The sequence below is a fragment of the Micromonospora zhanjiangensis genome, assembly GCF_042650605.1.
Classification (GTDB): domain Bacteria; phylum Actinomycetota; class Actinomycetes; order Mycobacteriales; family Micromonosporaceae; genus Micromonospora_J; species Micromonospora_J zhanjiangensis.
The window spans coordinates 56,900-81,318 of record NZ_JBHSBN010000028.1 but is presented as its reverse complement, the minus strand read 5'-3'; the positions used below and the strand labels follow the sequence as shown (position 1 = coordinate 81,318).

The 24,419-nt window shown below is 72.7% G+C and carries 20 protein-coding genes; 10 read left to right on the top strand and 10 right to left on the bottom strand.

The features are described 5' to 3' along the window. The first annotated feature begins 625 nt into the window (after positions 1-625). Positions 626-1,120 (top strand): GNAT family N-acetyltransferase, encoded by a 495-nt coding sequence (locus ACFOX0_RS28195; protein ID WP_377551671.1) that lies wholly within the window; start codon positions 626-628, stop codon positions 1,118-1,120. Here the strand turns inward: ACFOX0_RS28195 and ACFOX0_RS28190 are convergent. Beyond that, entirely contained in the window at positions 1,012-2,454 is a 1,443-nt protein-coding gene (locus ACFOX0_RS28190) for an MFS transporter (RefSeq protein ID WP_377551658.1), read from the bottom strand. The two genes, ACFOX0_RS28195 and ACFOX0_RS28190, sit on opposite strands and share 109 nt — an antisense overlap. Continuing rightward, positions 2,451-3,092, bottom strand: coding sequence for a helix-turn-helix domain-containing protein (locus ACFOX0_RS28185; RefSeq protein ID WP_377551655.1), 642 nt, complete (start codon positions 3,090-3,092; stop codon positions 2,451-2,453). Before ACFOX0_RS28185 ends, ACFOX0_RS28190 begins: the two co-directional genes overlap by 4 nt. Positions 3,093-3,279: 187 nt before the next feature. On the opposite strand from ACFOX0_RS28185, the gene ACFOX0_RS28180 reads away from it, so the two are divergent. Continuing rightward, the gene (locus ACFOX0_RS28180; protein ID WP_377551652.1) at positions 3,280-4,308 is read left to right on the top strand and encodes an NAD(P)-dependent alcohol dehydrogenase; all 1,029 of its coding nucleotides are present in this window, start codon (positions 3,280-3,282) and stop codon (positions 4,306-4,308) included. A gap of 69 nt (positions 4,309-4,377) precedes the next feature. Here ACFOX0_RS28180 and ACFOX0_RS28175 read toward each other — a convergent pair whose 3' ends face one another. Further along, positions 4,378-5,493, bottom strand: a complete 1,116-nt coding sequence (locus tag ACFOX0_RS28175) for a geranylgeranyl reductase family protein (protein WP_377551650.1) — start codon at positions 5,491-5,493, stop codon at positions 4,378-4,380. 236 nt (positions 5,494-5,729) lie between these two features. Between ACFOX0_RS28175 and ACFOX0_RS28170 the strand changes: the two genes are divergently transcribed. Together ACFOX0_RS28170 and ACFOX0_RS28165 are read left to right on the top strand one after the other, a co-directional pair. Continuing rightward, on the top strand, positions 5,730-5,966 hold the full coding sequence (locus tag ACFOX0_RS28170) for a hypothetical protein (protein ID WP_377551648.1): 237 nt from the start codon (positions 5,730-5,732) through the stop codon (positions 5,964-5,966). Positions 5,967-5,991: 25 nt separating this feature from the next. Further along, a complete protein-coding gene (locus ACFOX0_RS28165; protein ID WP_377551646.1) occupies positions 5,992-7,434 on the top strand; it encodes an MFS transporter in 1,443 nt (480 codons plus the stop codon). 32 nt (positions 7,435-7,466) lie between these two features. Here ACFOX0_RS28165 and ACFOX0_RS28160 read toward each other — a convergent pair whose 3' ends face one another. Then, the gene (locus ACFOX0_RS28160) at positions 7,467-8,102 is read right to left on the bottom strand and encodes a hypothetical protein (RefSeq protein WP_377551643.1); all 636 of its coding nucleotides are present in this window, start codon (positions 8,100-8,102) and stop codon (positions 7,467-7,469) included. 838 nt (positions 8,103-8,940) lie between these two features. Here ACFOX0_RS28160 and ACFOX0_RS28155 point away from each other — a divergent pair. Continuing rightward, a complete protein-coding gene (locus ACFOX0_RS28155) occupies positions 8,941-9,543 on the top strand; it encodes a hypothetical protein (protein WP_377551640.1) in 603 nt (200 codons plus the stop codon). Between the two features lie 213 nt (positions 9,544-9,756). Here the strand turns inward: ACFOX0_RS28155 and ACFOX0_RS28150 are convergent, their stop codons facing one another. Beyond that, positions 9,757-10,785: a LacI family DNA-binding transcriptional regulator gene (locus ACFOX0_RS28150; protein ID WP_377551638.1), complete on the bottom strand. Its 1,029-nt coding sequence runs from the start codon at positions 10,783-10,785 to the stop codon at positions 9,757-9,759. Positions 10,786-11,028: 243 nt separating this feature from the next. On the opposite strand from ACFOX0_RS28150, the gene ACFOX0_RS28145 reads away from it, so the two are divergent. After that, positions 11,029-12,390 carry a hypothetical protein gene (locus tag ACFOX0_RS28145; protein ID WP_377551635.1) on the top strand — a complete coding sequence of 454 codons (1,362 nt, stop codon included), beginning with the start codon at positions 11,029-11,031 and terminating at the stop codon, positions 12,388-12,390. Between the two features lie 45 nt (positions 12,391-12,435). Then, positions 12,436-12,804, top strand: a complete 369-nt coding sequence (locus tag ACFOX0_RS28140) for an FKBP-type peptidyl-prolyl cis-trans isomerase (protein ID WP_377551633.1) — start codon at positions 12,436-12,438, stop codon at positions 12,802-12,804. 77 nt (positions 12,805-12,881) lie between these two features. Here the strand turns inward: ACFOX0_RS28140 and ACFOX0_RS28135 are convergent, their stop codons facing one another. The 4 genes from ACFOX0_RS28135 to ACFOX0_RS28120 form a co-directional block, all read right to left on the bottom strand. Further along, positions 12,882-14,666 (bottom strand): IucA/IucC family protein, encoded by a 1,785-nt coding sequence (locus tag ACFOX0_RS28135; RefSeq protein WP_377551631.1) that lies wholly within the window; start codon positions 14,664-14,666, stop codon positions 12,882-12,884. Further along, complete coding sequence (locus ACFOX0_RS28130) at positions 14,663-15,250, bottom strand: GNAT family N-acetyltransferase (protein WP_377551668.1); 588 nt, start codon at positions 15,248-15,250, stop codon at positions 14,663-14,665. The genes ACFOX0_RS28135 and ACFOX0_RS28130 overlap by 4 nt, the downstream gene beginning before the upstream one ends. Before the next feature lie 110 nt (positions 15,251-15,360). Then, complete coding sequence (locus tag ACFOX0_RS28125) at positions 15,361-16,635, bottom strand: lysine N(6)-hydroxylase/L-ornithine N(5)-oxygenase family protein (RefSeq protein WP_377551628.1); 1,275 nt, start codon at positions 16,633-16,635, stop codon at positions 15,361-15,363. A gap of 22 nt (positions 16,636-16,657) precedes the next feature. Then, on the bottom strand, positions 16,658-18,202 hold the full coding sequence (locus ACFOX0_RS28120) for a pyridoxal phosphate-dependent decarboxylase family protein (protein WP_377551625.1): 1,545 nt from the start codon (positions 18,200-18,202) through the stop codon (positions 16,658-16,660). 265 nt (positions 18,203-18,467) lie between these two features. On the opposite strand from ACFOX0_RS28120, the gene ACFOX0_RS28115 reads away from it, so the two are divergent. After that, positions 18,468-19,655 (top strand): aminotransferase-like domain-containing protein, encoded by a 1,188-nt coding sequence (locus ACFOX0_RS28115; RefSeq protein WP_377551623.1) that lies wholly within the window; start codon positions 18,468-18,470, stop codon positions 19,653-19,655. 32 nt (positions 19,656-19,687) lie between these two features. Further along, on the top strand, positions 19,688-20,710 hold the full coding sequence (locus ACFOX0_RS28110) for an SMP-30/gluconolactonase/LRE family protein (protein ID WP_377551620.1): 1,023 nt from the start codon (positions 19,688-19,690) through the stop codon (positions 20,708-20,710). A 194-nt stretch (positions 20,711-20,904) separates the two neighbouring features. Here ACFOX0_RS28110 and ACFOX0_RS28105 read toward each other — a convergent pair whose 3' ends face one another. Beyond that, positions 20,905-22,218, bottom strand: a complete 1,314-nt coding sequence (locus ACFOX0_RS28105; RefSeq protein WP_377551618.1) for a L,D-transpeptidase — start codon at positions 22,216-22,218, stop codon at positions 20,905-20,907. Positions 22,219-22,983: 765 nt separating this feature from the next. On the opposite strand from ACFOX0_RS28105, the gene ACFOX0_RS28100 reads away from it, so the two are divergent. After that, positions 22,984-24,324 (top strand): radical SAM protein, encoded by a 1,341-nt coding sequence (locus ACFOX0_RS28100; RefSeq protein WP_377551615.1) that lies wholly within the window; start codon positions 22,984-22,986, stop codon positions 24,322-24,324. Positions 24,325-24,419: the final 95 nt, after the last annotated feature.

Sequence of the window (24,419 nt, the reverse complement as noted above, 5' to 3'; positions counted from 1 at the left end):
GGCGGCCTCGGCGGCCACCGCGTGCGCGATCGGACCGGCGACCACACCACCGGCGAACGTCAGACCAGTAACCGCAAGCAGGCTCTTCCGCATCAACGTGTTCATCACAAAGCTCCAATTCGGGGGTAGACACCAGCCCGCACATGGGGGAACCACAGACCGGTGCAAGCACCACACAAACGGCGCTCATTCGGGGGAAAAGAAGTCGGGGGAAAAGAATGTGGGGGGCGCCCGCGAACTGCCGGGGGGAAGGCGCTGCGGGCGCCGGCCAGATGTAACGACCGCCGGCCGGCACCCATTCCCGGGGGGCTCGGCCCGCGCCCACCTACCGGGGCGCGCTACTGCGGTCGTACAGGGGGATTCAACGCCCCCACCCCCGCGGCGATTCCGGCCGGCGGGCCTTCCTAGCGCGGACATTCGCGACCGGATGTCCGGTCCGGGCCGTGTGCGGGCGGGTCACCGATGCGGGCACGACCCGTTCTTCCCGGTGGACGTCACCGGTAGGGATGACCGCCGGGAAGGTGGTTGGGGTGGTGGGTCGGGTTTGGGCGAGACGGGCGGCCATCGAGTCGGAAATGGCTTGTCGGGTACGTCCGCGTTCGACCACGCTCGTGCGGTGATCGAGATGCGTGTGCTCAAGGTCGACGACTGGCCGGTGTGGCGGGAACTGCGGTTGGCGGCCCTCGCGGACGCGCCGTCCGCGTTCGGTTCCCGGCTCGCCGACTGGCAGGGCGACGGTGACCGGCCGGAACGCTGGCGGGGCCGGCTGGCGCTGCCCGGGTCGTACAACGTGGTGGCGGTGCTGGACGGGGAGCCGGTGGGGATGGCCAGCGGGGTGCCCACCGACGTCGCCGGGCAGGCCGAGCTGATCTCGATGTGGGTGGCACCGGCCGGTCGCGGTCGCGGGGTCGGTGACCGGCTCGTCGACGCGATCACCCAATGGGCGGTGGGGATCGGCGCGACCGAATTGCGACTCGGCGTGGTGGAGGACAACGCACCCGCCATCGGCCTCTACCGGCGCGCCGGCTTCCGGCCCACCGGCGAGATCGTCGGGGTCATGCCGGACGGCGTACGGCGGGAGGTCATGATGATCCGGGACCTGCCCGGACCCGGCGACTGACGATCGGTGGTCAGCCGCAGGGCGAGTGCGGCGGCGGCCAGGTAGCAGGCGCCCTGCGCGTCCAGCGCCACGGTGAGGCCGGTTCCGGTGCCGACCAGACCGGCCAGCAGCATGCCGAGCGCCTGTACGCCGCCGTAGACCGCGAAGAAGGCGCTCATCACCCGGCCCCGGTAGGCGTCCGGCGAGTGCGCCTGCAGCAGCGTGAACAGGCCGGTCATCGACGCGAGTCCGGGCAGCCCGGCGGCGATGAACAACCCGACGTACACGCCGAAGGTCGTGGTGACGGCCGTGGCGTTCCAGGTGACCAGGGACAACCCGCCGAAGACGGCCAACGCCCCGGCGACCAGCCGACCGGCGGTCGTCCGCCGGGCCACCAGGCCGAGCAACCCGCCGCCGGCCAACGCGCCGATCGCTTGGACGCCGCGCAGCACCCCGACCTCGGACTCGCCGCCGCCCAGGTCCCGGACAACGAACAGGACGAACAGGACGACGAAGGCGCCCTGGGCCAACGCCATGCAGCCGGCCACGCCCATCACCCGGCGCAGCACCGGTACGCGGGCCACCACCGCGACACCGTCGAGCCAGTCCCGTACCGGGTGGATCGGCTCCCGAACCGGGCGGGTGGTCGGTGCCGGGCGGCCGGACGGATCCGTGCCGGCCGGGGCCGGGACGGTGCCGCCGTCGTGCCGGCCCGGGACGGTGCCGCCGTCGTGCCGGCCCGGGACGGTGGCGCCCGGGCCGGGGCGGCCAGCGGTGGCGCCGGGATGGTGGCGGCGGAGGGCGAGGAACGTCGCCACCGCGCCGAACGTGGTCGCGGTGACCAGCACGACGCCGTGGGCGCCGTACCGGGCGAGCAACAGACCGCCCAGCGGCCCGCCGACCAGCCGGGCGAGGCTGGACAGCACACCCATCGCCTGGTTGACCGGTATCAGCTCGTCCGGGGGCACCAACCGAGCGGCCGTCGTGGTGCGGCACGGCTCGATGACGGTGCCCAGCATCGACTTCACCACCACCACGAGGTAGACCAACCAGAGCCGGTCGGCGGAGGTGGCCAGCAGCAGCGGTAACAGGCAGCCGGCCTGCAGCAGGGCCACCGCGGTCATCAGCCGCCACGGGTCGAACCGGTCGACCAGTACTCCGGCCAGCGGGCTGGCCAGCACGGTCGGCACGAGTTCCAGGGCGAACACGGTCGCGGTCACCAGGGGCGAGCCGGTGAGCCGCAGGACGTACATCGGCAGGGCGATGAAGAGCATCCAGTCGGCGAGCCCGGAGAGCAGGCCGGCACCGCCGAGCCGGCCGACGCCGGGGCGGCGCACCACCCGCAGGAGACTCACGCCGGGTCCGCCCGATCCGGTTCGGCGGTGGGCGCGGTTTCGGCGGTGGGCGCGGCGAGGTCGGGGTTGAGGAAGGCGCGCAGGGTGAGGTGCACGATCGCGCTGCCGGCCGGCGCGTCCCGACGGATCGGCCGGACGTACGGCCGGATCAGGTCGTCCAGCGCGGCCAGCAGGGCACGCAGTTCGTCCGGCGTGAGGTCGAGCGCGTAGCCGTTGGCGCCGGCGGCCTCGGTCCAGGCGGTCGGCAGGCCGTCCCGGGCCGCCAGATAGCGCTGGTAGAGCCGGTCGGCGTGGGTGGCCGACAGGCCGGTGACGACGGTGCCGGCCAGTTCGGCGGCCGGGCCGGACGCGGTGGAGAAGTCGAACCCGACGGCGGTGGCCCGCCACGGCCGGGTCCGGGCGTCGTCGCCGGGCCGGCGGTCGGCCGGTTCGACGAGACCCACCCTGGCCAGCGCCCGCAGGTGCCAGGAGCAGTTCGAGGCGCTCTCACCGATCACCTCGGCGCACTGGCTCGCCGTCCGGGGACCCGCCGCGAGCAGGTGGTCGAGCAGCGCGAACCGGGCCGGTACGGCGAGCGCGGCCAGCGCCTCGGCACCGACGACGACGCGCGGTGGTAACCGGTCGGACGGCTCGACCATGATCCGGACTCCAATCTGAAGTAACAACTTCAGATTGGAGAAGCTTCGGGAAGATGTCAAGTCCCCGCTTCACAACGGTGCCGGCAAAGTCGCCCTACCCGGATGTAACCGGCGCATCAACGGCGCGTGGTCGGGTAACCGGGCCGACGCTGGCAGCCCTGGCAGGTCCACCGGACGGAGAACGACCATGCGCGCAGCCCGCCTGACCGGACCCGGAACGCTCGACCTGGTCGAGGTGCCGACGCCGGAGATCGGACCGGAGGACGTCCTGCTCGCCGTGGGCGCGGTCGGCGCCTGCCACTCCGACCTGCACATCCTGGACGCGCCGGCCGGCGCGTTCCCCACCCCGCTCACCCTGGGTCACGAAATCGCGGGTCGGGTGGAACGGCTCGGCGAGGCGGTGACCGGCTGGCGGCCCGGCGAGGCGGCCGCGGTCTACGGCATCCTCGGCTGCGGACAGTGCCGTGCCTGCCTGCGCGGCCAGGAGAACCGGTGCCGGACCGTCCCGCTCGGCGGCATCGGACTCAGCCGCGACGGCGGTCTGGCCGACTACGTCGCGGTGCCGGCGTCCCGGCTGCTCAAGCTCGGCGACCTGGATCTGGTCCAGGCCGCCCCGCTGACCGACGCGGGGCTGACCCCGTACCACGCGATCGAACTGGCCCGGCCGGCGCTGCGACCGGGCACCTGCTGCGTGGTCATCGGCATCGGCGGGCTGGGCCACATGGCCGTGCAGATTCTCGCGGCCACCACCGCGGTGACCGTGATCGCGGTGGACAGCGACGCCGCGGCCCTGGACCTGGCCACCCGTTTGGGCGCCCGGCACGCCGTGCCGGCCGGACCGGACACGGTCGACCGGATCCGGGCGCTCACCGGACCGGCCCCGGACGGCGCCGACGTCGTGATCGACTGCGTCGGGGTGGACGCCACCCTGGAGACCGCCCGCCAGGTGGTCGCCACCGGCGGTCATCTCTCGCTGGTCGGGCTCGGCGGGGGCACCCTGGCGGTCCGGCCCAGCGTCGCTGCGTCGATCCCGCTGGAGGCAAGCGTCCGGGTGCCGTTCTGGGGCACCCGCGCCGAGCTCCAGGAGGTCATCGCCCTGGCCGCGGCCGGTCTGCTGCACGCCGACGTCCGGCGGTTCCCGCTCGACGAGGCGGTCCGGGCGTACCAGCTGCTGCGCCGGGGCGAGATCCACGGCCGGGCCGTGATTGTGCTCTGAAACCCTCCTCGCGGGTGGGCCACCGCGACCCGGACCCGCCTGCCCAGCGCCCGGCGCGGCCCGGCGCGCTCAGCGCAGCAGGGCCAGCGCGGCCCGGACCGGGCGGCGGGTCACGGTGCGCTGGAACGACGCCTCGCCCCGACAGAACCGGCCGAACATCCGCCACCCGGGCGCGGTGGCCAGCGCCGCGTGGAACGCGTTCGGATGCCGGGCGAAGGCGGCCAGCAGCCGCCGGCCGGCCCGCATCTCCGGCACCAGCCGCTCCCCCACGTCGGCGACGTACCGGTCCGGATCGTCGGCGGCCGCCGCGGCGCCGGCCAGCGCCCCCGATCGCAGGGCGAAGCTGATGCCCTCCCGGGTCCATGGTTCCAGCAGTCCGGCCGCGTCGCCGGCGACCAGGACGCGGCCCCGGCGCAGCGGCGAGTCGTCGGTCCGGCACCGGGTCAGGTGGCCGGAGTCGTACCGCGGCTCGATCCCGGCCAGGCCCAACCGGTCGACGAACTCCCGCAGGTAGCGCCGGGTCGGCTCGCCCTGTCCACGGGAGGCGATGACACCCACCGTGAGCTGGTCACCCTTGGGGAAGACCCAACCGTACGAGCCGGGGAGGGTTCCCCAGTCCAGCAGTAGCCGGCCCCGCCACCGGTCGACGAGCGGCTCGGGGATCGGCAGCTCCACCTCCAGGCCGAGGTCGACCTGGTCGTACCGGACACCGACGTGCCGGGCGGTGACGCCGGCCGACCCGTCGGCACCCACCACCGACCGGGCGGACACCTCGGAACCGTCGGCCAACCGCAGGCGTACCCGGTCGGCGTCCTGGTCGATCGCGCGGACCGCCGCCCGCTGGCGGACCTCGGCCCCGGCGGCCTCGGCCGCGACCCGCAGCCGGTCGTCGAACTCGTCCCGGCGCACCATGGCCAGCAGCGGGCCGGTCCCGTCGCGGCGGGTGAACTCCCGCCGGCCGGCGCTGGTGAACGTGACACTGTCGATCTCGTCCCGCACCGGTACCTCGATCCGGCCGGCGAGGGCCGCCAGCGAGGTACCGATCAGGCCGCCGCCACAGGTCTTGTACCGGGGGTGCTCCGCCTTCTCCAGGACCAGGGTCCGGGCGCCTGAGCCGGCCGCGACGTACGCGGCGGACAGGCCGGCGGGCCCACCGCCGACGACGGCCACGTCCCAGTCGCTCACGACTCGTCCCACCGGATCACGGCGGCGTGCCCGCCCGCGGCGTCCCACTCGTTCACGGCATGCAGCCTAGGCGAGAGCGGCGTCCCATGATCGTCGCATGGCCGGTGGCGGTGGTGGGCATTATCACCGGCGCAGCGGGTAACCGGTCCGCGGGCCGACCGGCGCCCGGGTCCCACGCGGCGACCGGCGGTACGGCGGGCGCGAGTCACCCGCCGGCGGGGGTGAAGGAGGTCAACATGCGGGAAGTGCAACTCTCGGACGTCGAACAACGGGTGCTCGCCGCGGTCACCGCGCTGGAGGCGCGCGGCCACGTGCCGTACCCGGATGTCATCGCCGAGGAGGCCGGGATGTCCCAGGAGGACGTGACGGCTCCGCTGCACGACCTGGTCCAGAAGAATCTCGTCCACCGGGAGGACTCGCCGCTGGAGGGCTTGGACTTCGGACCGCGCTGGTGCGCGGTGCAGCCGGCCTGAGCGCGGCGGCGCGGGTCCGGACACGATGGCCGACGACGTACGCCGCTGGCCGGCGCTGGCCGTCGGCCTGGTCGCGGCCTTCATGACGCTGCTGGACGTGAGCATCGTCAACGTCGCGCTGCCGTCGATCGAGACGGCGTTGCGGGCCGGACCGAGCGGCCTGCAGTGGGTGCTGTCCGGCTACGCCCTCACCTTCGGTCTGGTGCTGGTGCCGGCCGGCCGGTTCGGCGACGTGCACGGACGACGCACCGTCTTCGTCGTCGGGTTGGCGCTGTTCACCCTCTCCAGCGCGGCGGCCGGGGCCGCCGCGTCGCCGGCTTGGCTGATCGCCGCGCGGTTGGTGCAGGGCGCCGCGGCCGGCGTGGTCAATCCGCAGGTCGCCGGGTTGATCCAGCAACTGTTCCGGCCACCGGAGCGGGGCCGGCCGTTCGGGATGCTCGGAGCGGTGATCGGCATCTCGACCGCGGTGGGACCGCTGCTCGGCGGCGCGCTGATCGCGCTGGCCGGAACCCAGCAGGGTTGGCGGTGGGTGTTCTACGTCAACGTCCCGGTCGGCGTGCCCACCAGCCTGTTCGCCTGGCGGTTGCTGCCGGGCCGGGCGGCCACCGGCCGGCCCGGCCGGTCCGGTCTCGACCTGGTCGGGGTGGCGCTGCTCGGCGTCGGCGTCCTGTTGGTGCTGCTGCCACTGGTGCAGGACCAGCAGTGGCGCGGCGCCGCCAAGTGGCTGTTCATCCCGGCCGGCCTAACGGTGCTGGCCGGTTTCGCCGGTTGGGAGCACCGGTACGGGCGCCGACGGGAACCCGTCTTCCGGCTGACGTTGTTCGGCCTGCGCTCGTACACCCTCGGCGCGCTGATCGGGCTGCTCTACTTCGCCGGGTTCACCGCCATCTTCTTCGTCTTCAGCCTCTTCCTGCAGTTCGGGCTCGGCTACAGCGCGCTGGTGGCCGGCGTCTCGATCACACCGTTCGCGCTCGGCTCCGCGGCCACCGCGGCGTTCGGCGGCCGGATCGTCAACCGGTTCGGCCGGCCGTTGGTGGCCACCGGGCTGGTCATGGTCGCGATCGGACTGGGCGCGGTCATGGTCGCTCTGCACTTCGTACCCGGGCGCGGCGCGCCGCTGGTGATGGCGGCACCGCTGCTGATGGCCGGCCTCGGCAGCGGACTGGTGATCACTCCGAACCAGACCCTGACGCTGTCCGAGGTGCCGGTGGCCCAGGCCGGCAGCGCGGCCGGCATGTTGCAGACCGGCCAGCGGATCGGGGCCGCCGCCGGAATCGCGGGCGTGGGGTCGGTCTTCTTCTCGGCGCTGGCCGCCACCCACGGCGGCTGGTCCCGGGCGTTCCGGGACGCGCTGGTGATAGCGATCGGTTTCGTCCTGGTGGCGTTGGTCGCCGCCGTGGCGGACAGCGCGCTGCACCATCGCGCCGCACGCCGCCGCGAACGCGAGACGGCCCCCGCCCCGGGGTGACCGGGGCGGGGGCCGTTCCTCACCTACGTCGCTCAGCTGTTCCAGTACTGGCCGACCAGGTCGGCGGCCTGAGACTCCCACTGGGCGTAGGCGTCCGGGTAGGCCGACACCTGAACCTTCTGCGCCGCGGCGGTCAACGGCATCCGCTGCCAACCGTCGACCTGCTTCAGGCCCTTCAGGAACGCGGTCGTCGAGTACTGCGGATCGGTGATCTGCTCCGGCGAGCCCCAACCGGACGACGGACGCTGCTGGAACAGGCCCAGCGAGTCGTGGTCGTTGGCGGCACCCAGGTGACCCAGGTTCTTCAGCTTCGACTCCTGCATCGACGTGGCGATCGAGATGACCGCGGCGCGCTCGTCCATGCCGTTCTTCTTCGTCGCGTTGACGATGGCCTTGGCGTTGGCCCGCTGCTCGCTCGACAGGTCGATCCGCGACTGGGCGGCCTGCGGGGTGCCGTTCGGCATCAGCTTGTCCGCGCTCGGCTTGGCCGGCTTGCCGACCGGCAGCACGGACTCCGACGCCGCGGGCGGGCGGGTGGGCTGCTGGTGGTCCACGGCCGTGGCCAGGGCCACCGGGGCACCGATCGCGCCACCGGCGAACGCCAGGCCGGCGAACGCCAGCACGGTCTTGCGGGCGAAAACATCCTTGGTGATGGCGGTGAAGTTCATCAGGAAGTCACCTTCCTTGCTCGGGGGTGCGAACCTCGTCGCCCATGGGGGTAGGCCCGGATCCGCGAGGGGGATGCACGACCGGGGCTGCCCCACCCGGAGCGCTCCTGCGGTCGTACGGGGCATTCAACCGAGCCGGCCCGCCCACGATTCCGCCGAACCGGACACCGTCGGCGGCCACCGGTGTGCCGTCGGTCACGCCGCCACGGAGATCGAGGCGCCGCCTCCCGATGCTGCCGTCCGCCCCACCCAAACCCGACCATCAACCCGGCCGCCCGCCCAGACCACCCTTCCGGTGGTCGTCACTACCGGTGACATCGGTCGGGGGTGGGTCCTTCTTTTGGGCCTACATCGAATTCGTAGTAGCTACTACGAATTCGATGTAGACCGAAAGTGAGGTTGTCGTGCCCGCATCGGTAACCCACGCGCACATGGCGGCCGATGTGCGAGCCGATCTCCGCCGTGCCCCGCGGCCCGTTTGTCCGAGTCCGCCGCCGTCCGAACCGCCCGGATCGGACATTCGGTCGGGGATGTCCGCGCTATGAAGGCCCGTGGGCCGGAATCGCTGCGGGGGTCGGGGCGTTGAATCCCCCTGTACGACCGCAGTAGCGCGCCCCGGTAGGTGGGCGCGGGCCTGGCGCCCGGGGAATGGGTGCCGGCCGGTGGTCGTTACATCTGGCCGGCGCCCGCAGCGCCTTCCCCCCGGCAGTATTGCGGGCGCCCCCCACATTCTTTTTCCCCCATGTTTTTGAGCGCCGTTTGTGTGGTGCTTGCACCGACCTGTCGCGTGTCCCCCAACGTGCGGGTTGGTGTCTAACCCCCGAATTGGAGCTTTGTCATGAACACGTTGATGCGGAAGAGCCTGCTCGCGGTTACTGGTCTGACGTTCGCCGGTGGTGTGGTCGCCGGTCCGATCTCCCACGCGGTGGCCGCCGAGGCGGCGACGCCGGTGGCGAAGCCGGCCGCTGCTGCGGCCGTGTCGGTGGACAAGCCGGCCCCGGAGAAGCTGATGCCGAACGGCACCCCGAGCGGCAACCAGTCGCAGATCGGTCTGAACGATGAGCAGAAGGCCAATGCCAAGGCGATCGTGGCGGCGACGAAGAAGGCCGGTATGGACGAGCGTGCCGCGGTCATCTCGATCGCCACCAGTTTGCAGGAGTCGAAGCTGGAGAACCTGGGCCACCTGGGTGACGCCAACGACCACGACTCGCAGGGCCTGTTCCAGCAGCGCCCGTCGTCCGGTTGGGGTAGCCCGGAGCAGATCACCCACCCCGAGTACTCCACCACCGCCTTCCTGAAGGGCCTGAAGCAGATCGACGGTTGGGAGAAGCTGCCGCTGACCGTCGCCGCGCAGAAGGTTCAGGTGTCGGCCTACCCGGACGCCTACGCCCAGTGGGAGACCCAGGCCGCTGACCTGGTCACCCAGTACTGGAACAGCTAAGACAACAACCGAAAAGGGCCGGGACCCCGTACCACCGGGGTCCCGGCCCTTTTCGGTGTCCGCGGCCCGGATGGTCACGGCGAGGGTGGGCCGGCGTGCCCGGCGTGGACATCAAGCCTGACGGGCCACGCCGGGCACACCGGCCCACCCCCCAACCACAAGCCAGGCACGCCGGCCCACCCCCCAACCACAAGCCATGACAAAGCCCGGCGGTCAGATCGGCTGACCGGTGGCCGGTGCGTCGGTCCCACAGCCACAGCTGGCCCGGATCACCAGATCCGTCGGCAGCACCACGCCCTCGACCGGAGCGCCACGCCCGTCCACCGCCCGCAGCACGAGCCGGGCCGCCTCGGCCGCCAGCTCGCGGACGGGCTGGCGCACCGTCGTCAACGGCGGCGAGACCAGCGCGGCCATCGGCGCGTCGTCGAAACCGGTGATCGCCACGTCGCGCGGCACCAGCAGCCCTCGGCCGAGCGCCCCGACGAGGACGCCGAGCGCCAGTTCGTCGTTGGCGCAGACGATCCCGTCCGGCCGCTCCGGCCCGCGCAGCAGGTGCCCGGCGGCCAGCACCCCGTCCGGTTGCTGCATGCCCACCCGGACCGGTCCGACGGGCGGCAGGACGCCGAGACCCCGGTACGCGGCCAGGAAGCCGGCCCACCGTTGACCGACGTCGGGCGAGCCTTCCGGATCACCGACGAAGACGAGCCGACGCAGGCCGTGCTCGACGAGCAGGTGCCGGGTCAGGCCGGTCATCGCGGCGGTGTTGTCCACCCGTACCACCGGGGCCGTCTCGTGGCCGGACCCGGCCAGCAGCACCACCGGGATCGTCTCGGCCAGCCGCCGCACCGTCTCGTCGGCGACCGTGCCACCGAGCAGGACCATCCCGTCCACCCGCCGGCCCATTTCCAGCACCTGGGCGTCCGAGTCCGACCGCAGGTGCGTGCAGAGGATGTGCACGCTGGCCCCGGACTGCACCGCCTCGGACTCGAAACCCTGGATCAGCTCGGCGAAGTACGGGCCGGACAGGCCGGGAAAGACCAGGCCCACCGCGCCGTGCCGGCCGGCGGCCAGGGCCCGGCCGAGGTGGTCGGGACGGTAGCCGTGCTTCTCGATCGCGTCGAGCACCCGGCGGCGCATCTCCTCCGACACCTGACCGGTGCCGTTGGAGACCCGGGACACGGTGGCCACGGAGACCCCGGCCAACCGGGCGATCTCACGCACTGTGATCCGACTGCTACCCATCCTCACCTCACACCCCGTCCCGACGAACAGTTTGCAAGGTACGGGAAAGCGATTGCTGGAACCATAGGCGGCGCTGGATGACGGTCGTACCGAGCCGAACGGCCGTCGGTGACCACTCGTCGCCGCTGGGCGGCCCGGCGGGAGCACCGTTAGGATCACCCGGCCGGGCCAGCCCGCCGGAGGCGGATCGGGCCCGTTCGTACGGCGTCAGGCGTGCCGCGGCGGAACCCGGGAGCGATCAGAATGGCCCTTTCTCGACGGCGCGCGCTGGTCACCCTGAGTGGTTCGGCGCTGGCGCTGTCCGCCTGCCAGTCGGAGGGTGCCGGCCGGCGGGCCGCCGGCCCGCCGACGGACGACGACCCGGTGCCGCCGATCCTGGCCCGCCGCACGGACGCGCTGCGCACCGGCGAGGAGGCCGGCTGGCTGGCCGACGTGGACCCCGGCAACGCGGCGCTGATCGGGCACGAGCGACAGGTGTTCGCGAACCTGCGGCAGTTCGACCTCGACCGGCCGGCCCTGCGCGCCGTGCCGGGCACGGCCCCGCCGGCCAGGACGATCCGGTACGCCAACTCGCTGCCGATGCGGTCCTGGGCGCACGACGTGGAGCTGCGGTTACGGCTGCGAGACGTCGACACGGCCGAGAACGCGGCCCGCTACCGGTACGTCTTCGGCCTGGTCGACGGCGTGGTCAAACTGGTCGACGTCGGTCCCGCGGCGGTCGACGGGGCCGGGGTGGACACCGACTACCTGCTCGACTACCCGTGGGACCTGACCGCGTTGCGGGTCCGCCGGCAGGGCGACGTCGTGGTCGCCGCCGACGCCGGGGTGAAGGACCTGGACGACTGGCGCGACGCCGCCGGACGGGCCAGCCGGACGGTCCGCCGGGACTGGGCGGACAATCCGGCGCCGAAGGCGCTCGTGGTGTTCCTCGCGTCCCGGCCGGAGCTGTTCCGGGGCTGGTTCGGTCCGAATCCCACCTGGGCCGAGGGCGCCCTGCGGCCGGTCCGTCGACCCGGCGACGGCAGGCCGGCCCCGGACGACCACTTCGTCGGGGCCCGGGTGGTGGTCAACCTGGCCGCCGATCACCTCGGCACGCCGTACGAGACGATGAAGCACCAGCTCGCCCAGGCGCTGTCGGTGGCGGTCGTCGCGCCGAGGCCGGACCGGACCGGCCCGGTCGAGGCGCCCCGGGACGGCCTCGGCGCGGCGAACTGGGCGGTGCAGGGATTCGCCCGGTACGTCCAGACCCGGGAGGCGCCCGCCCTGCGGGACCGGCTCCGGACCACGATCCGGGACGGGCTGAACCGGAACCTGTTCACCGGCGACCTGCCCGACAACGCGGCGTTCTGGGCCGAGCCGGCCCGGGCCTTCAACCCGGCGCTCGGTTACAGCGTGTTCCAGTACGTCGCCGCCCGGTACGGACACGCCAAGGCGCTCGCGCTGTACGTCGCCGTCCTGCGGCAGCCCGGTCCGGACGGGTCGACCGGCGGGAACGCCGACCTGTTCCCCGCCCTCGCCGCGGTCGGCCTGCTGGAGAAGAGCTCCGGCGATCCACGGGACTCGGCCTTCTACCAACAGTGGACCCGCTCGCTGCGGCAACTGTGACGGGTAGATTGCGGGGGTCCAGTCACCGAGAGGAAGCAGGGACCCATGAGCAAGCCCGTAGTGGAACCGGTCGAGGGAGCACCACCGGCGGATCTCGTCGTCGAGGACCTCACGGTCGGTGACGGGGCCGAGGCCCAGCCCGGCCAGAACGCGACCGTGCACTACGTCGGCGTGTCGCATTCCACGGGTGAGGAGTTCGACGCCTCCTGGAACCGTGGCTCGCCGTTCAGTTTCCGGGTCGGCGGCGGCCAGGTGATCGCCGGGTGGGACCGTGGCGTGGCCGGCATGAAGGTCGGTGGGCGGCGGCGGCTGGTCATCCCGCCGCACCTCGGGTACGGCGACCGGGGCGCCGGCGGGCGGATCAAGCCCGGCGAGACGCTGATCTTCGTGGTGGACCTGCTCGGCGTGAACTGACGGAGCGCGCCCGCCGGCCGCCGGTCCGGACTGCCCCGACGGCGGGCACCCCGGGCCGGCGGCCGCCCGGCCGGCGCTCATCGCCGCGGCGCGAAGCGGGCGATCGGGTTGGCCAGGCTGCCGGCGAACTGCAGCGCGGCGGACGGGTCGGCCAGGTCGAGCAGCTGCCGGTTGTCGCGCAACTGCAGCCGGTTGAGGCAGGACAGCGGGAACGCCGGCGCGAACAGGTCGTGCCGGCGCAGCCGGTCGGCCAGGTGCGGCACCGACGCGGCGTAGTCGACGGCGCAGTCGGCGACGGTCCGCCAGAAGTCGTCCTCGGCGAGGATGTCCCGGGTGTGCAGGACCGCGCTCAGGTGTCGCAGGAAGCAGTCGAAGACGTCGGTGAAGATGGCCAGGATCTTCTGGTCCTCGGGGACCGCGGTCCGGATCCGCCGCACCGGTTCCGGCAGGTCCGCCTCCGGGTCCAGCACCGCGATCTCCTCGGCGATGTCCTTGAAGATCACCCGCTCGACGGCCCCGCCGTCGAGCACCAGGATGACGTTCTCGCCGTGCGGCATGAAGACCAGGTCGTACGCGTACAGGCTGTGCAGCAGCGGCACCAGGTAGGCGTCCAGGTAGCGGCGCAGCCAGCGCACCGGCGACAGGCCCGACCGTTCGATCAGCGCACCGGCCAGCGGGCGGCCGTCGCGGTCGAGGTGCAGCAGCGAGGCCATGGTGGCCAGCCGTCGCCCGGGCGCCAGGTCGGGCACCGGACTCTCCCGCCAGAGCGCGGCCAGCATCTTCCGGTACGGGGAGTGCCGGTCGGTCGCCGTCTCGTACTGCCGGTGCCGGTAGCCGACCGCGGCCCGCTCGCGGATGATCGACAGGCGGGTCCGGCGAAACACCGGGTCGTTGCCGACCAGGTCGACGAGCCAGTCGTTGATGGCCGGCGTGGCCGCCATGTACGCGGCGGACAGGCCGCGCGTGAAGCCCATGTTCAGCACCGACAGGGCGGTCTTGACGTAGTGCTTACCCGGGTCGCTGACGTTGAAGAAGGTGCGGATGGACTGCTGGGCGAGGTACTCGTCCGGCCCTTCGCCGAGGCAGACCAGCCGGCGCCGGGCGACCTCGCCGGCGAAGGTGACGGCGAGCTTGTTCCACCACTGCCACGGGTGCACCGGGATGAGCAGGTAGTCGGCCGGGTCGAGGCCGAGACCGGTGAGCACCGCCGTGAACCGGACGATGGTGTCGGCGCCGAGTTCGCCCCGGAGCAGGGTGTCGTAGTCGAGGTCGTCGGCGCAGCTGAAGGTGGTGTGGTCCCGGTGCCCGGCCAACCAGAGCAGCCGTACCGGCGCCGCGGCCTCCGGGGCGTGACGGTGGTGGTCGTGCACCCCGAAGCCGATCCGGCCGTTGTTGGCCAGGAAGCAGGGATGTCCCTCGGTCATGCCCGTCTCGACCGCCTGGAAGTCCGCCCCGGCCAGCTCGCCGGCGGTGACCGAGGGCTTGCCGAGCTTGTACGCCGCGCCGGCCAGGGTGGCGGTGATCTCCTCCAGGTAGACCGGCAGGACCGCGTCGGTGAGGCCGAGCGCGCCGCGCAGTTCCAGGCAGAGGTCCACCGCGTCCAGCGGCATCTGGTCGCCGGCCCGGTGCCGGGTGATGCTGCCGGCGTCGACCTGCCAGTGCTCCAGGGCGAGCCGCTGCGCGGCGAACCGGTACTCCACGGTGCCGTCGTCGCCGCGTACGGTCCACCGGCCGGCGCCGGCCGGCTCGGGGGTGATCAGGCGTTCGTGGGCGAATTCGGCGAGCGCCTTGCGGACCAGCGCCCGGTTGGCGCTCGCCCACGCCTCGGGGTTCAGGTGGTCCACGGCCACGGTCGGGTTCACCCGCACGTCTCCGTGTCGGTGGCGGCGCCGGCCGCGGTGGCGTTCCGGAACCGCTCCCGGGTGCAGACGCTGAGCAGCGCGTCCTTCTCGGGCTTGCGGATCTCGCCCACGACGGTGAACCCGACGGTCGCGTTGAGCGCGTGCACCGCCCGGTTGCGCACGTCCGGCTCCACCACCACGCGTCGGGTGGCCGGGTCGACGAAGAGCCAGGCCAGGACCGTGGTGATGACGGCACGGGTGAAGCCGTGGACGGGGACGTCGGTGTGCGGACACAGGAAGTGCATGCCGACGTCGCCGGGCTCGGGGGTGTGCAGGCCGACCAGTTCCACCCGGGCCGGGTCGTACCGTTCGGCCAGGAACGCCGGCTCCCCGCGCCACAGACCCAGGTACGCGTCGTGGTGCGGATGGGCGGCGATCCGCCGGTACTCCCGCGCCACGGCCGCCACGTCGGCGTCCCGCATCAGCCAGAACGCGGCCTTCGGGTGGGTGACCCAGCGGTGCAGCAGCACCGCGTCGGCGTCCGGGTCCAGCGGGCGCAACGCGAACTCGCCGAGCCGCTCGTCGAGGCGGGTGAACGTGCTCATGCAGGGCTGGCCGGGCATGCCCTCACGGCCCTCGCTCCGCTCGGTGCGTTCGTTCATGCCGAGCCGGCCGGGCATGCCCTCACGGCCCTCGCTCCGCTCGGTGCGTTCGTTCATGCCGGCACCCCGAAGTCCTGGAACGCGATCCGCCGCTCGATCGGGTAGTGCTCCCGGCCGGTCAGCTCCCGAATGATCCACGAGTTGCGGTACGGGCCCATGCCCAGGTCGGGTGAGGTGATGCTGTGCGTGTGCGTGCCGGCGTTCTGCAGGAACACGCCCCGGCCGGTGTGGTCGATGCTGTAGTTGCGGGCCACGTCGAGCCGGCCGTGGGCGTCCCGGCGGAGCCGGTCGCGCACCGGCGTGAGGAACTCGGGGACCCGGTAGCGGTAGCCGGTGGCCAGCACCAGTCCCTCGGTCTCCAGCGTGACGTCTCGGCCCTGCTCGGTGTGGCGCAGGCCGAGCCGGTAGCGGCCGGCGTCGTACGCGGCCCCGGTCAGCTCGGTGTTGGTCAGCAGCCGGGTCGGCACCGGACCGGGCCGGCTCTTGGCGTACAGCAGGTCGTAGATGTCGTTGATCAGGTCGGCGTCGATGCCCTTGAACAGCGGCTGCTGGGCGGACTCCAGCCGGTAGCGGGTCGGCTCGGGCAGGGCGTGGAAGTAGTCCACGTAGTCCGGGGAGGTCATCTCCAACGTCAACTTGGTGTATTCGAGCGGGAAGAACCGGGGCGAGCGGGTGACCCAGGTGAGCCGGTAGCCGTACCTGTCGATGTCGCCGAGCAGGTCGCGGTAGACCTCGGCGGCGCTCTGGCCACTGCCGACGACGGTGATGCTGCGCTTGGCCCGCAGCGCCTCCCGGTGTTCCCGGTAGCGGGAGTTGTGGATCAGGTCGCCGCCCAGGTCGGCGCAGACCGCCGGCAGGTACGGCGGGGTGCCCGTGCCGAGCACCAGGTGCCGGGCCCGGTGGGTGACCGGACCGTCGGGGGTCTCGGCGCGCACCACGTAGCGCCCGTCGGCGTCGTCGTACTCGACGGCGGTGACGGTGTGCCGGAAGCGCAGGTTCGGCAGTTTGCCGGCGGCCCAGCGGCAGTAGTCGTCGTACTCGGCACGCAGCGGGAAGAAGCTCTCCCGGATGTAGAACGGGTAGAGCCGGCCGGTCTCCTTCAGGTAGCGCAGGAACGAGTACGGCGACGTCGGGTCGGCGAGGGTGACCAGGTCGGCGAGGAACGGCGTCTGCAGCCGGGTCGAGTCGAGCAGCATCCCGGGATGCCAGTCGACGCCGTCCCGCGCCTCCAGGAACAGTCCGTCGAGGTCGTCGATCGGCGCGGTCAGGCAGGCCAGGCCGAGGTTGAACGGGCCCAGCCCGACGGCGACGAAGTCGTGGGTCGACACGGGTTCTCCCCTCCGCCGCCGGTCAGCCGACCGGGCAGGACAGTTCGGCCGCCCTGTCCCGGGCGTACCGGCCGGCGTGGTCGGCGATGAGGTCGAGGACGTGGGCGATGTCCTCGACGGTGGTCTCGGGGTTGAGCAGGGTGAGCTTGAGGTGGTGGGCGCCGTCGACCGTGGTCCCGGCGACCAGGGCTTCACCGGAGCCGGCGAGCGTCTCGCGGGCGTGCAGGTTGGCCTCGTCGATCAGGTCCGGGTCGGCGCCCGGCGGCAGGTGGCGGAAGACGACGGTGCTCAGCGGGGACCGGGTCGCCACCTCGAACCGGGGGTCGGCGTCCAGCAGCCGCCACGCCTGGGCCGCGAGGTCGACGACCTGGTCGAAGAGCGCGCCGATCGCGTCCGGTCCCATGATCCGCAGGGTGAGCCAGACCTTGCACGCGTCGAACCGGCGGGTCGTCTGGATGCTCTTGTCGACCTGGTTCGGGATGCCCCGCTCGGCCGCCCGCGCCGGGTTGAGGTAGTCGGCGTGCCAGGTCGCGTGCCGCAGCACCCGACCGTCGCGCACCAGCAGGGCGCTGGCGGAGACCGGCTGGAAGAACGACTTGTGGTAGTCGACGGTCACCGAGGCGGCCCGCTCGATGCCGTCGAGCAGGTGCCGGCGGGTGGGTGAGACCAGCAGCCCGCAGCCGTACGCGGCGTCGACGTGCATCCAGATGCCGGTCGCCGTACAGATGTCGGCGAGTTCCGGCAGCGGGTCGATGGTGCCGAAGTCGGTGGTGCCGGCGGTGGCGACGACCGCCATGACCACCTGCCCGTCGCGCCGGCAGCGGTCGATGGTCCGGGCCAGTTCGTCGGTGCGCATCCGGCGGCCCGCGTCGGTCGGCACGGTGAGCACCGCGTCGGATGCCAGGCCGAGCAGCTTGGCGGCCTTCTGCACGCTGAAGTGTCCGGCGGCGGAGGTGATGATCCGCAGTCGGGCCAGCGCCGCCGACCGGTCGTCCGCCCCGCCGGCCCGCCGGTACGCCTCCTCCCGGGCCAGCAGCATCGCCTGCAGGTTGGACTGCGTGCCGCCGCTGGTGAACACGCCGTCGGCGGTGGCGCCGAGGCCGACCCGCCCGGCCGTCCACTCGATCAGCCGCCGTTCCATCAGGGTGGCGCCGACGCTCTGGTCCCAGGTGTCCAGGGAGGAGTTGACGGCGCTGAGTACGGCCTCGCCGAGCAGGGCCGGGATGACCACGGGGCAGTTGAGGTGCGCCAGGTAGCGGGGGTGGTGGAACCAGACGGCGTCGCGGAGCCAGACGTCGTGCAGTTCGTCCAGGGCGGCGTCGGTGTCCCCCAGCGGCCGGTCCAGGTCGATCGCGTCGACGAGCGGGATCAGGGCGGCCGGTGTGACGCCGGTGAAGGGTCGGTCGGCCCGCCGTACCCCGCGGGCGATCCGTTCGACGCCGCGGGCCAGCACGTCCCGGTACCGCTCGACGGTGGCGGCGTTGAACAGGTGGCCGCGCGCCGCCGACGAGCCGTGCTCGGCGTCGTCGGCGGGCGCGGTGCCGGGCGGGCTACCGATCGAACTCATGCGACTTCCCAGCGGTCGTCCGGACAGGCCACGGCCGGAGCCGCGGAGATCACATTAGGTTAGCCTTACCTAATATGCAAGAACCGGGGTCCGTCCGGTCCGGAACGGCGGCGGTCGCCGCCTGGCGTCAGAAGCCGAGCGCCGGGGCCGTCCGCGGGCGGCCACCGGCACCGGTGCATCGATCGACGCGCATGGTCGAACTGATCATGCTAGTGCTGGCCCGTGCCGGCCGTCGGTACCTCGTCGATCGTGGTTATCGTGGGCCATGACCCACCGTCGACCGGATGAGCTGCCCGTGGTGCAGTTCCGGGCCCGCCCGGACGTGATCGACCTGGGCTGGGGACATCCGCACCCGGCGGCGCTGCCCACCGACGCGTGGGCGACCGCGACCGCCGGCGCGCTGCGCCGGTACGGCTCGGCCGCGCTGAGCTACGGGTACGCCGCCGGCCCCGGCCCGCTGGTCGAGTGGCTGACCGAACGGCTGGGCCGGGTCGACGCGTACCGGCCGGAGGCGGACCAGGTCTTCGTCACCGCCGGCGCGTCGCAGGCGCTGGACCTGCTGGCCGGCGCGGTGTGCCGGCCGGGCGACGCGGTGCTGGTCGACGCGCCGACGTACCACCTGGCGTTGCGGATCGTCGCCGACCACCGGGTCGACCTGGTGGCGGCGCCCACCGACCGGGACGGGCTCGACCCGGCCGGCACGGCGGAGCTGGTCCGGTCGCTGCGCCGGCGGGGCCGGCGGGTGCCGATGCTGTACCTGGTGCCGACGTTCAACAACCCGACCGGGCGCAGCCTGCCGTCCGACCGGCGCGCCGGCCTGGTGGCGATGGCCGAGGAGGCCGGCCTGCTGGTCGTCGAGGACGACACCTACCGGGAGCTGAGCTACGACGGTCCGGCGCCGGCCTCGCTGTTCAGCACGGCCGCCACCGGTACGGTGGCCCGGGTCGGCTCGTTCTCCAAGACCGTCGCCCCCGGCCTCCGGCTGGGCTGGCTGACCGCCGACGCCGGCCTGGTCGCCGGCCTGCACCGGCGCGGCCACGTGGACAGCGGCGGCGGCGTCAACCACACCACCGCACTGACCATGGCCGAGTTCGCCGCCGACGGCGGGTACGACCGGCACCTGAGCGGGATCCTGGCCCGCTACCGCCGGCAGCGCGACGCGCTGGTCACCGCCGTACGCCGGCACCTGCCGGACGCCCGGTTCGACGTGCCCGGCGGCGGCTGGTTCCTGTGGCTGCGGTCCGGCGCGGACCGGGTCGACCTGCCCGGGCCCGACGAGTTGCTGGCCCGGGCCGAGGCCGCCGGGGTGTCCTACCTGGAGGGCACCTGGTTCTACCCCGGCCGGGCGGCCGGCCGGGACCGGATCCGGTTGTCCTTCTCCCGGCTCGACCCGGCCGAACTCGCCGAAGGCGTGCGCCGGCTCGCCGGGGCGCTGACCGACGGAGACGCGTGACGGCGGGCCCGGATCGGTCGGACAATGGACGGATGTCGAATCGCAGGGTGTCCCGCCTGATCCGTCCCCGTCGGGAGGCCGCGACGGTGCCGCCACCGCTGACCGGGCCGTGGGCCGCGCGGGACCGCCGGTTGGACGCCGTCGAGCGGTTCCCGCTGCCGAGCGGGTACGGCCCGGAGGACGTCGTCATCGACCCGGCCGGGCGGGTGGTCTCCGGCGGCGAGGACGGCCGGGTGTGGCGCTGGCCGGCCGACCCGGAACCGGGCAGCTCGCCGGAGTTGCTGGTCGAGACCGGGGGCCGGCCGTTGGGCATCGAGGTGGACCCGCGGGACGGCAGCCTGGTGGTCTGCGACGCGTACCGGGGGTTGCTGCGGTTGACCGAGGACGGCGGGCTGACCGAGTTGACCCGGTCGGCCGGTGGGCGGGAGATCAACCTGTGCAACAACGCGGCCATCGCCCGGGACGGCACCGTCTTTTTCACCGACAGCTCGTGCCGGTTCCCGGTCTCGCACTGGCGGCTCGACCTGCTGGAACACCGGCCGAACGGGCGGCTGCTCAGCTACCACCCGGACACCCGCCGGACCGAGGTGGTCGCGGACGGCCTCTACTTCCCGAACGGCGTGGCGCTCACCCCGGACGAGTCGGCCGTGCTGGTGCTGGAGACCTCCACCAGCCGGCTGCTGCGGGTGCCGGCCGCCGGCGGGGAGCCGACCGTGCTGAGCGAGTTGCCGGCGCACGGCGACAACATGAGTTCGGTCGGCGACGGCACCTACTGGCTGGCTCTACCCAGCCCCCGGCTGCCGGTCTTCGAACGGCTGCTGCCGCACCCCCGGCTGCGCCAGCTCGCCGCCCTGCTGCCGCAGGCGGCCCAACCCCAACCCCGGCGGTACGGGCTGGTGGCGCTGGTCGACGGGGACGGCCGGGTGCTGCGTACCGTCCACGGGCCGACCGGCTCGTACCAGGTGATCACCGGCGTCCGCCAGCACGGCGACCACCTCTGGCTGGGCAGCCTGGTCGAACCGGCCCTGGCCCGGATCCCGCTGCCCACCGACTGAGCGGGCCGTCGTGCGCAGCCGACAGGTACCACGCCCGGCGCGGCGGGGGCGGAAGCGAGAGTGCGACCGCCGGCGCAACCGGTGGGACCGGCCGGCGCGGTTGGGGGCGGAAGCGGACCTCGGACCGGCGGCGCCGGCCGGCGGGGCGGTCCCCTACGGCCGGCGCTGCCGGTGGTGGTGGTGTTCCCCGGTGTTCAGCCGCCCACGGAGTTGGACGACGCCGGGGCGGCCGGGCTGTCCGCCGGGGCCGGGCCGGTGCCGCCGGGTGAGCCGGACGGCGCCGACGACCCGGAGGGTGCCGGGGAGGCGGACGGCGCGGGTTGCGGGGCGGGCTTGAGGTCCGCCGGCACCGGCAGGGCGCTGTGCCGGGCGAACTCCTCCCAACTGACGTTCCAGGCGGTGAAGCCGTTGCCCTGGTCGAGGGTGACCTCGGTGCCCTTGACGGTGACCAGGTCACCGACGTGGGTCACCGACATGAGCCAGTCCGCCGCCGTGGTGGAGACGTTGACGCAACCGTGCGACGTGTTGGTGTAGCCCTGTTCCCCCTCGGACCACGGCGCGGCGTGGATGAACTCGCCGCCCCAGGTCAGCCGCTGGGCGTCGGAGACGGTGACCACGTAGCCGCCGTTGGGCTCGCCCCGGGTGTCGAACACCGTGGTGTCGAACTTCTCCATGATCACCATCTTGCCGCTGGAGGAGGGGGTGCTGGCCTTGCCCAGACTGACCGGGATCTTCTTGAGCAGCTTGTCGTCCCGGTAGACCGCCATCTGCTTGGTCTTGTTGTCGACCTCCAGGTTCACCTTGTTCTGGGCGATGGTGGCGCTCGCGACGTGGTCACCGTCGCCGAAGCTGTCCTTGATCGGCAGACCGGCCAGCGCCGCCCGGACGCTGATCTTCGTGCCGAGCCGCCACGGGTCCGGGGCCCGGTACTCGACCTGCTTGCCGTCGTCCGGCCAGGACCAGGTGCCCGGCTGCGGCGGGTCGGTGTTGACCAGCAGTCGCTTCTGCACCGCGGCCCGGTTCTCCTTCGGCACCGGTGGGTCGAACGAGACGGTGACCGGCATGTTGACCCCGTACGTCTTGCCGCTCTCGAAGTACATCTCGGTCTTGACCTGACTGTCCGGCTTGTCCATCGTGGTGAACTTGGTGGTCTGGGTGGTGGTCTTGCCCGCGGCGCTGGTCGCCGTCACCTGCGCGGTGTAGGACCGCTTGAAGTCCAGCGGTCGGCCCGGCAGCCAGGACGACCCGTCGGGCCGCATGTCGCCGGCGACGGACGCGCCCTTGTCGTCGGTCAGCGTCACCGCGGTGATCTTCCCGTCGGTCGCCGTACCGACCTCGGTGCTGATCGGTACCTTCGCGGCGTTGCCGCCGGGGCTCAGCGTCAACGTCGGCGGCGGTGCCGCCTGCGCCTTGCCATTCTTGGAGCCGCTGGTGCAGCCACCGGCCAACACCAGCGGACCGATCGCGACGACTGCTGTCCAGCGCCTTGCCCGACGGCTCAATCTCATGGCACCTCCCGATCCGGTCGAACCCGTCAGTCACATTGTGTAACCGCCCGGGGGCGGCATGTGCGGAGATAGCCGGAGATCAAGAATTCCGAAAGCGGCTGTTGTCCGCTGTAACGACGCCAGAGGCGGCCGGTCTTCGCGAGCGGTCGGTTCCGGCCCGGAGCGGTCGACCAGCTTGATGTAATTACTTTCCGTGATCGTAAGGGTGAAGGGTTCCGCCGCGACCCGCGACGACGCATGCGGCACGCGCGGGCGGATAACCTCCGCCCCGACCCGGGTCCACTCCCCCGCCGCTCCCCTGGTGATTTTCTCCGCGGTTCTGGAAGGCATAGCTTCGACGTCTCACACCGCGAGTTTGGGTGCACTTGTTGTCGTTGGAGCAGCACTGGATGTTCACAAACCCCGGCGCCGCGCCACGTCGGGGCGCCTGCGATCCGTGCGAATGCGACAAAAGGGGCGCGCGGTGGTGGCGGTTGCGCGGGGCGGTCGCCGGGCGCCGCCGGCGCGGAGCGGGCGGCAGGCGGCAGGCGGCGGGCGGCGGGCGGGGATCAGAGCGAGGCAGGTGGCGGGAGGGCGAAACGGACCGGGTGGCCGGAAATACGTCGTCCGTCACACCCGGCGCCCGGCCGGTGAGGGCCGGCGGGGGCTGGAGCATCATAGGGGGCCGGGGCGGGTGATCTCCCGCCGTCGGGCGGACGGCCGGCACACCGGCGCAGGTGACGAGGACGTCAAGGGCGAGGACGTCGAGGGCGAGGCGGGAGACGGATGCAGAACCGTACGGATCTGATCGAGGACCTCATGGCGCGGTTCCCGCACATCCCGCGGGAGGCCGTCATCAAGGAGGACCTGCTGCGCGGCGGGATGGCGTTCGACGACTCGGCGCTGAGCGACAACGAGGACGGCGAGGTCAAGCCGAAGTCGTACTTCATCTTCTCGTTCGACCACCGGACGCTGCCCGAGCTGGGCACCGCCGCGCTGCGCCGGCCGCCGGAGGAGATCGTGCTCACCGGCGGGCCGTACGGGCTGCGCCGGACGGTGGTGTCGGTGCGGATCAACCCCGACTCGCCGTACCGGGTCCAGGCCGACGGCGACGGCGTACTGCGGCTCCACCTGGACGGGCGGCCGATCGGTGACGTCGGGCTGCCGCCGATGCCCGAGTACTACCGGCACAAGCTGGCGAACGGTAAGTCGGTGATGGAGGTGGCGCCGACCATCCAGTGGGGCTACCTGATCTACCTGACCGTGTTCCGGGTGTGCCAGTACTTCGGCGCCAAGGAGGAGTGCCAGTACTGCGACATCAACCACAACTGGCGCCAGCACAAGGCCGCCGGGCGCCCGTACACCGGGGTCAAGCCGGTGGACGAGGTGCTGGAGGCGATGGAGATCATCGACCGGTACGACACCGGCGGCACCTCGAAGGCGTACACGCTGACCGGCGGCAGCATCACCTCGAAGGTGGACGGGCTGGCCGAGGCCGACTTCTACGGCCGGTACGCCAAGGCGATCGAGGAACGCTTCCCGGGCCGGTGGATCGGCAAGGTGGTGGCCCAGGCGCTGCCGAAGGCGGACGTGCAGCGGTTCCACGACTACGGGGTGCGGATCTACCACCCGAACTACGAGGTCTGGGACAAGCGGCTGTTCGAGCTGCACTGCCCGGGCAAGGAACGGTACGTCGGCCGGGCGGAGTGGCACCGCCGGATCCTGGACTCGGCGGAGATCTTCGGTGCCCGGAACGTGATCCCGAACTTCGTCGCCGGCATCGAGATGGCCGAGCCGTTCGGCTTCCGGACGGTGGACGAGGCGATCGAGTCGACCACCGAGGGCCTGCAGTACTTCATGTCTCGGGGCATCACGCCGCGGTTCACCACCTGGTGCCCCGAGCCGACCACGCCGCTGGGGCGGACCAACCCGCAGGGCGCGCCGTTGGAGTACCACATCCGGCTGCTGGAGGCGTACCGGGCGACCATGGAGGCCAACGGCCTGTCCAGCCCGCCCGGGTACGGCCCGCCCGGCGCCGGCAACGCGGTCTTCTCGGTCAGTTCCTTCATGGACAGCCTGCCGGCCGAGTCGGACCTGGTCGAGTCGTCCGAGGTGGTCGGCGCCTGACCCGCCGTTCCTCGGGGCGGTGACGTCCCGGTGACGTCGCCCGCGGCGGAGCGAGACCTCCGCGGGCGACGTCTGGCGAGGTGCACGCGCCGGGT

What these genes read in the sequence shown, in the direction of transcription:
- ACFOX0_RS28185 (WP_377551655.1), bottom strand. Translation starts at nt 3,092, where the DNA reads ATGGTCGAGCCGTCCGACCGGTTACCACCGCGCGTCGTCGTCGGTGCC.
- ACFOX0_RS28165 (WP_377551646.1), top strand. Translation starts at nt 5,992, where the DNA reads ATGGCCGACGACGTACGCCGCTGGCCGGCGCTGGCCGTCGGCCTGGTC.
- ACFOX0_RS28170 (WP_377551648.1), top strand. Translation starts at nt 5,730, where the DNA reads ATGCGGGAAGTGCAACTCTCGGACGTCGAACAACGGGTGCTCGCCGCG.
- ACFOX0_RS28140 (WP_377551633.1), top strand. Translation starts at nt 12,436, where the DNA reads ATGAGCAAGCCCGTAGTGGAACCGGTCGAGGGAGCACCACCGGCGGAT.
- ACFOX0_RS28160 (WP_377551643.1), bottom strand. Translation starts at nt 8,102, where the DNA reads ATGAACTTCACCGCCATCACCAAGGATGTTTTCGCCCGCAAGACCGTG.
- ACFOX0_RS28120 (WP_377551625.1), bottom strand. Translation starts at nt 18,202, where the DNA reads ATGAGTTCGATCGGTAGCCCGCCCGGCACCGCGCCCGCCGACGACGCC.
- ACFOX0_RS28195 (WP_377551671.1), top strand. Translation starts at nt 626, where the DNA reads ATGCGTGTGCTCAAGGTCGACGACTGGCCGGTGTGGCGGGAACTGCGG.
- ACFOX0_RS28115 (WP_377551623.1), top strand. Translation starts at nt 18,468, where the DNA reads ATGACCCACCGTCGACCGGATGAGCTGCCCGTGGTGCAGTTCCGGGCC.
- ACFOX0_RS28105 (WP_377551618.1), bottom strand. Translation starts at nt 22,218, where the DNA reads ATGAGATTGAGCCGTCGGGCAAGGCGCTGGACAGCAGTCGTCGCGATC.
- ACFOX0_RS28110 (WP_377551620.1), top strand. Translation starts at nt 19,688, where the DNA reads ATGTCGAATCGCAGGGTGTCCCGCCTGATCCGTCCCCGTCGGGAGGCC.
- ACFOX0_RS28180 (WP_377551652.1), top strand. Translation starts at nt 3,280, where the DNA reads ATGCGCGCAGCCCGCCTGACCGGACCCGGAACGCTCGACCTGGTCGAG.
- ACFOX0_RS28130 (WP_377551668.1), bottom strand. Translation starts at nt 15,250, where the DNA reads ATGAGCACGTTCACCCGCCTCGACGAGCGGCTCGGCGAGTTCGCGTTG.
- ACFOX0_RS28100 (WP_377551615.1), top strand. Translation starts at nt 22,984, where the DNA reads ATGCAGAACCGTACGGATCTGATCGAGGACCTCATGGCGCGGTTCCCG.
- ACFOX0_RS28155 (WP_377551640.1), top strand. Translation starts at nt 8,941, where the DNA reads ATGAACACGTTGATGCGGAAGAGCCTGCTCGCGGTTACTGGTCTGACG.
- ACFOX0_RS28145 (WP_377551635.1), top strand. Translation starts at nt 11,029, where the DNA reads ATGGCCCTTTCTCGACGGCGCGCGCTGGTCACCCTGAGTGGTTCGGCG.
- ACFOX0_RS28150 (WP_377551638.1), bottom strand. Translation starts at nt 10,785, where the DNA reads ATGGGTAGCAGTCGGATCACAGTGCGTGAGATCGCCCGGTTGGCCGGG.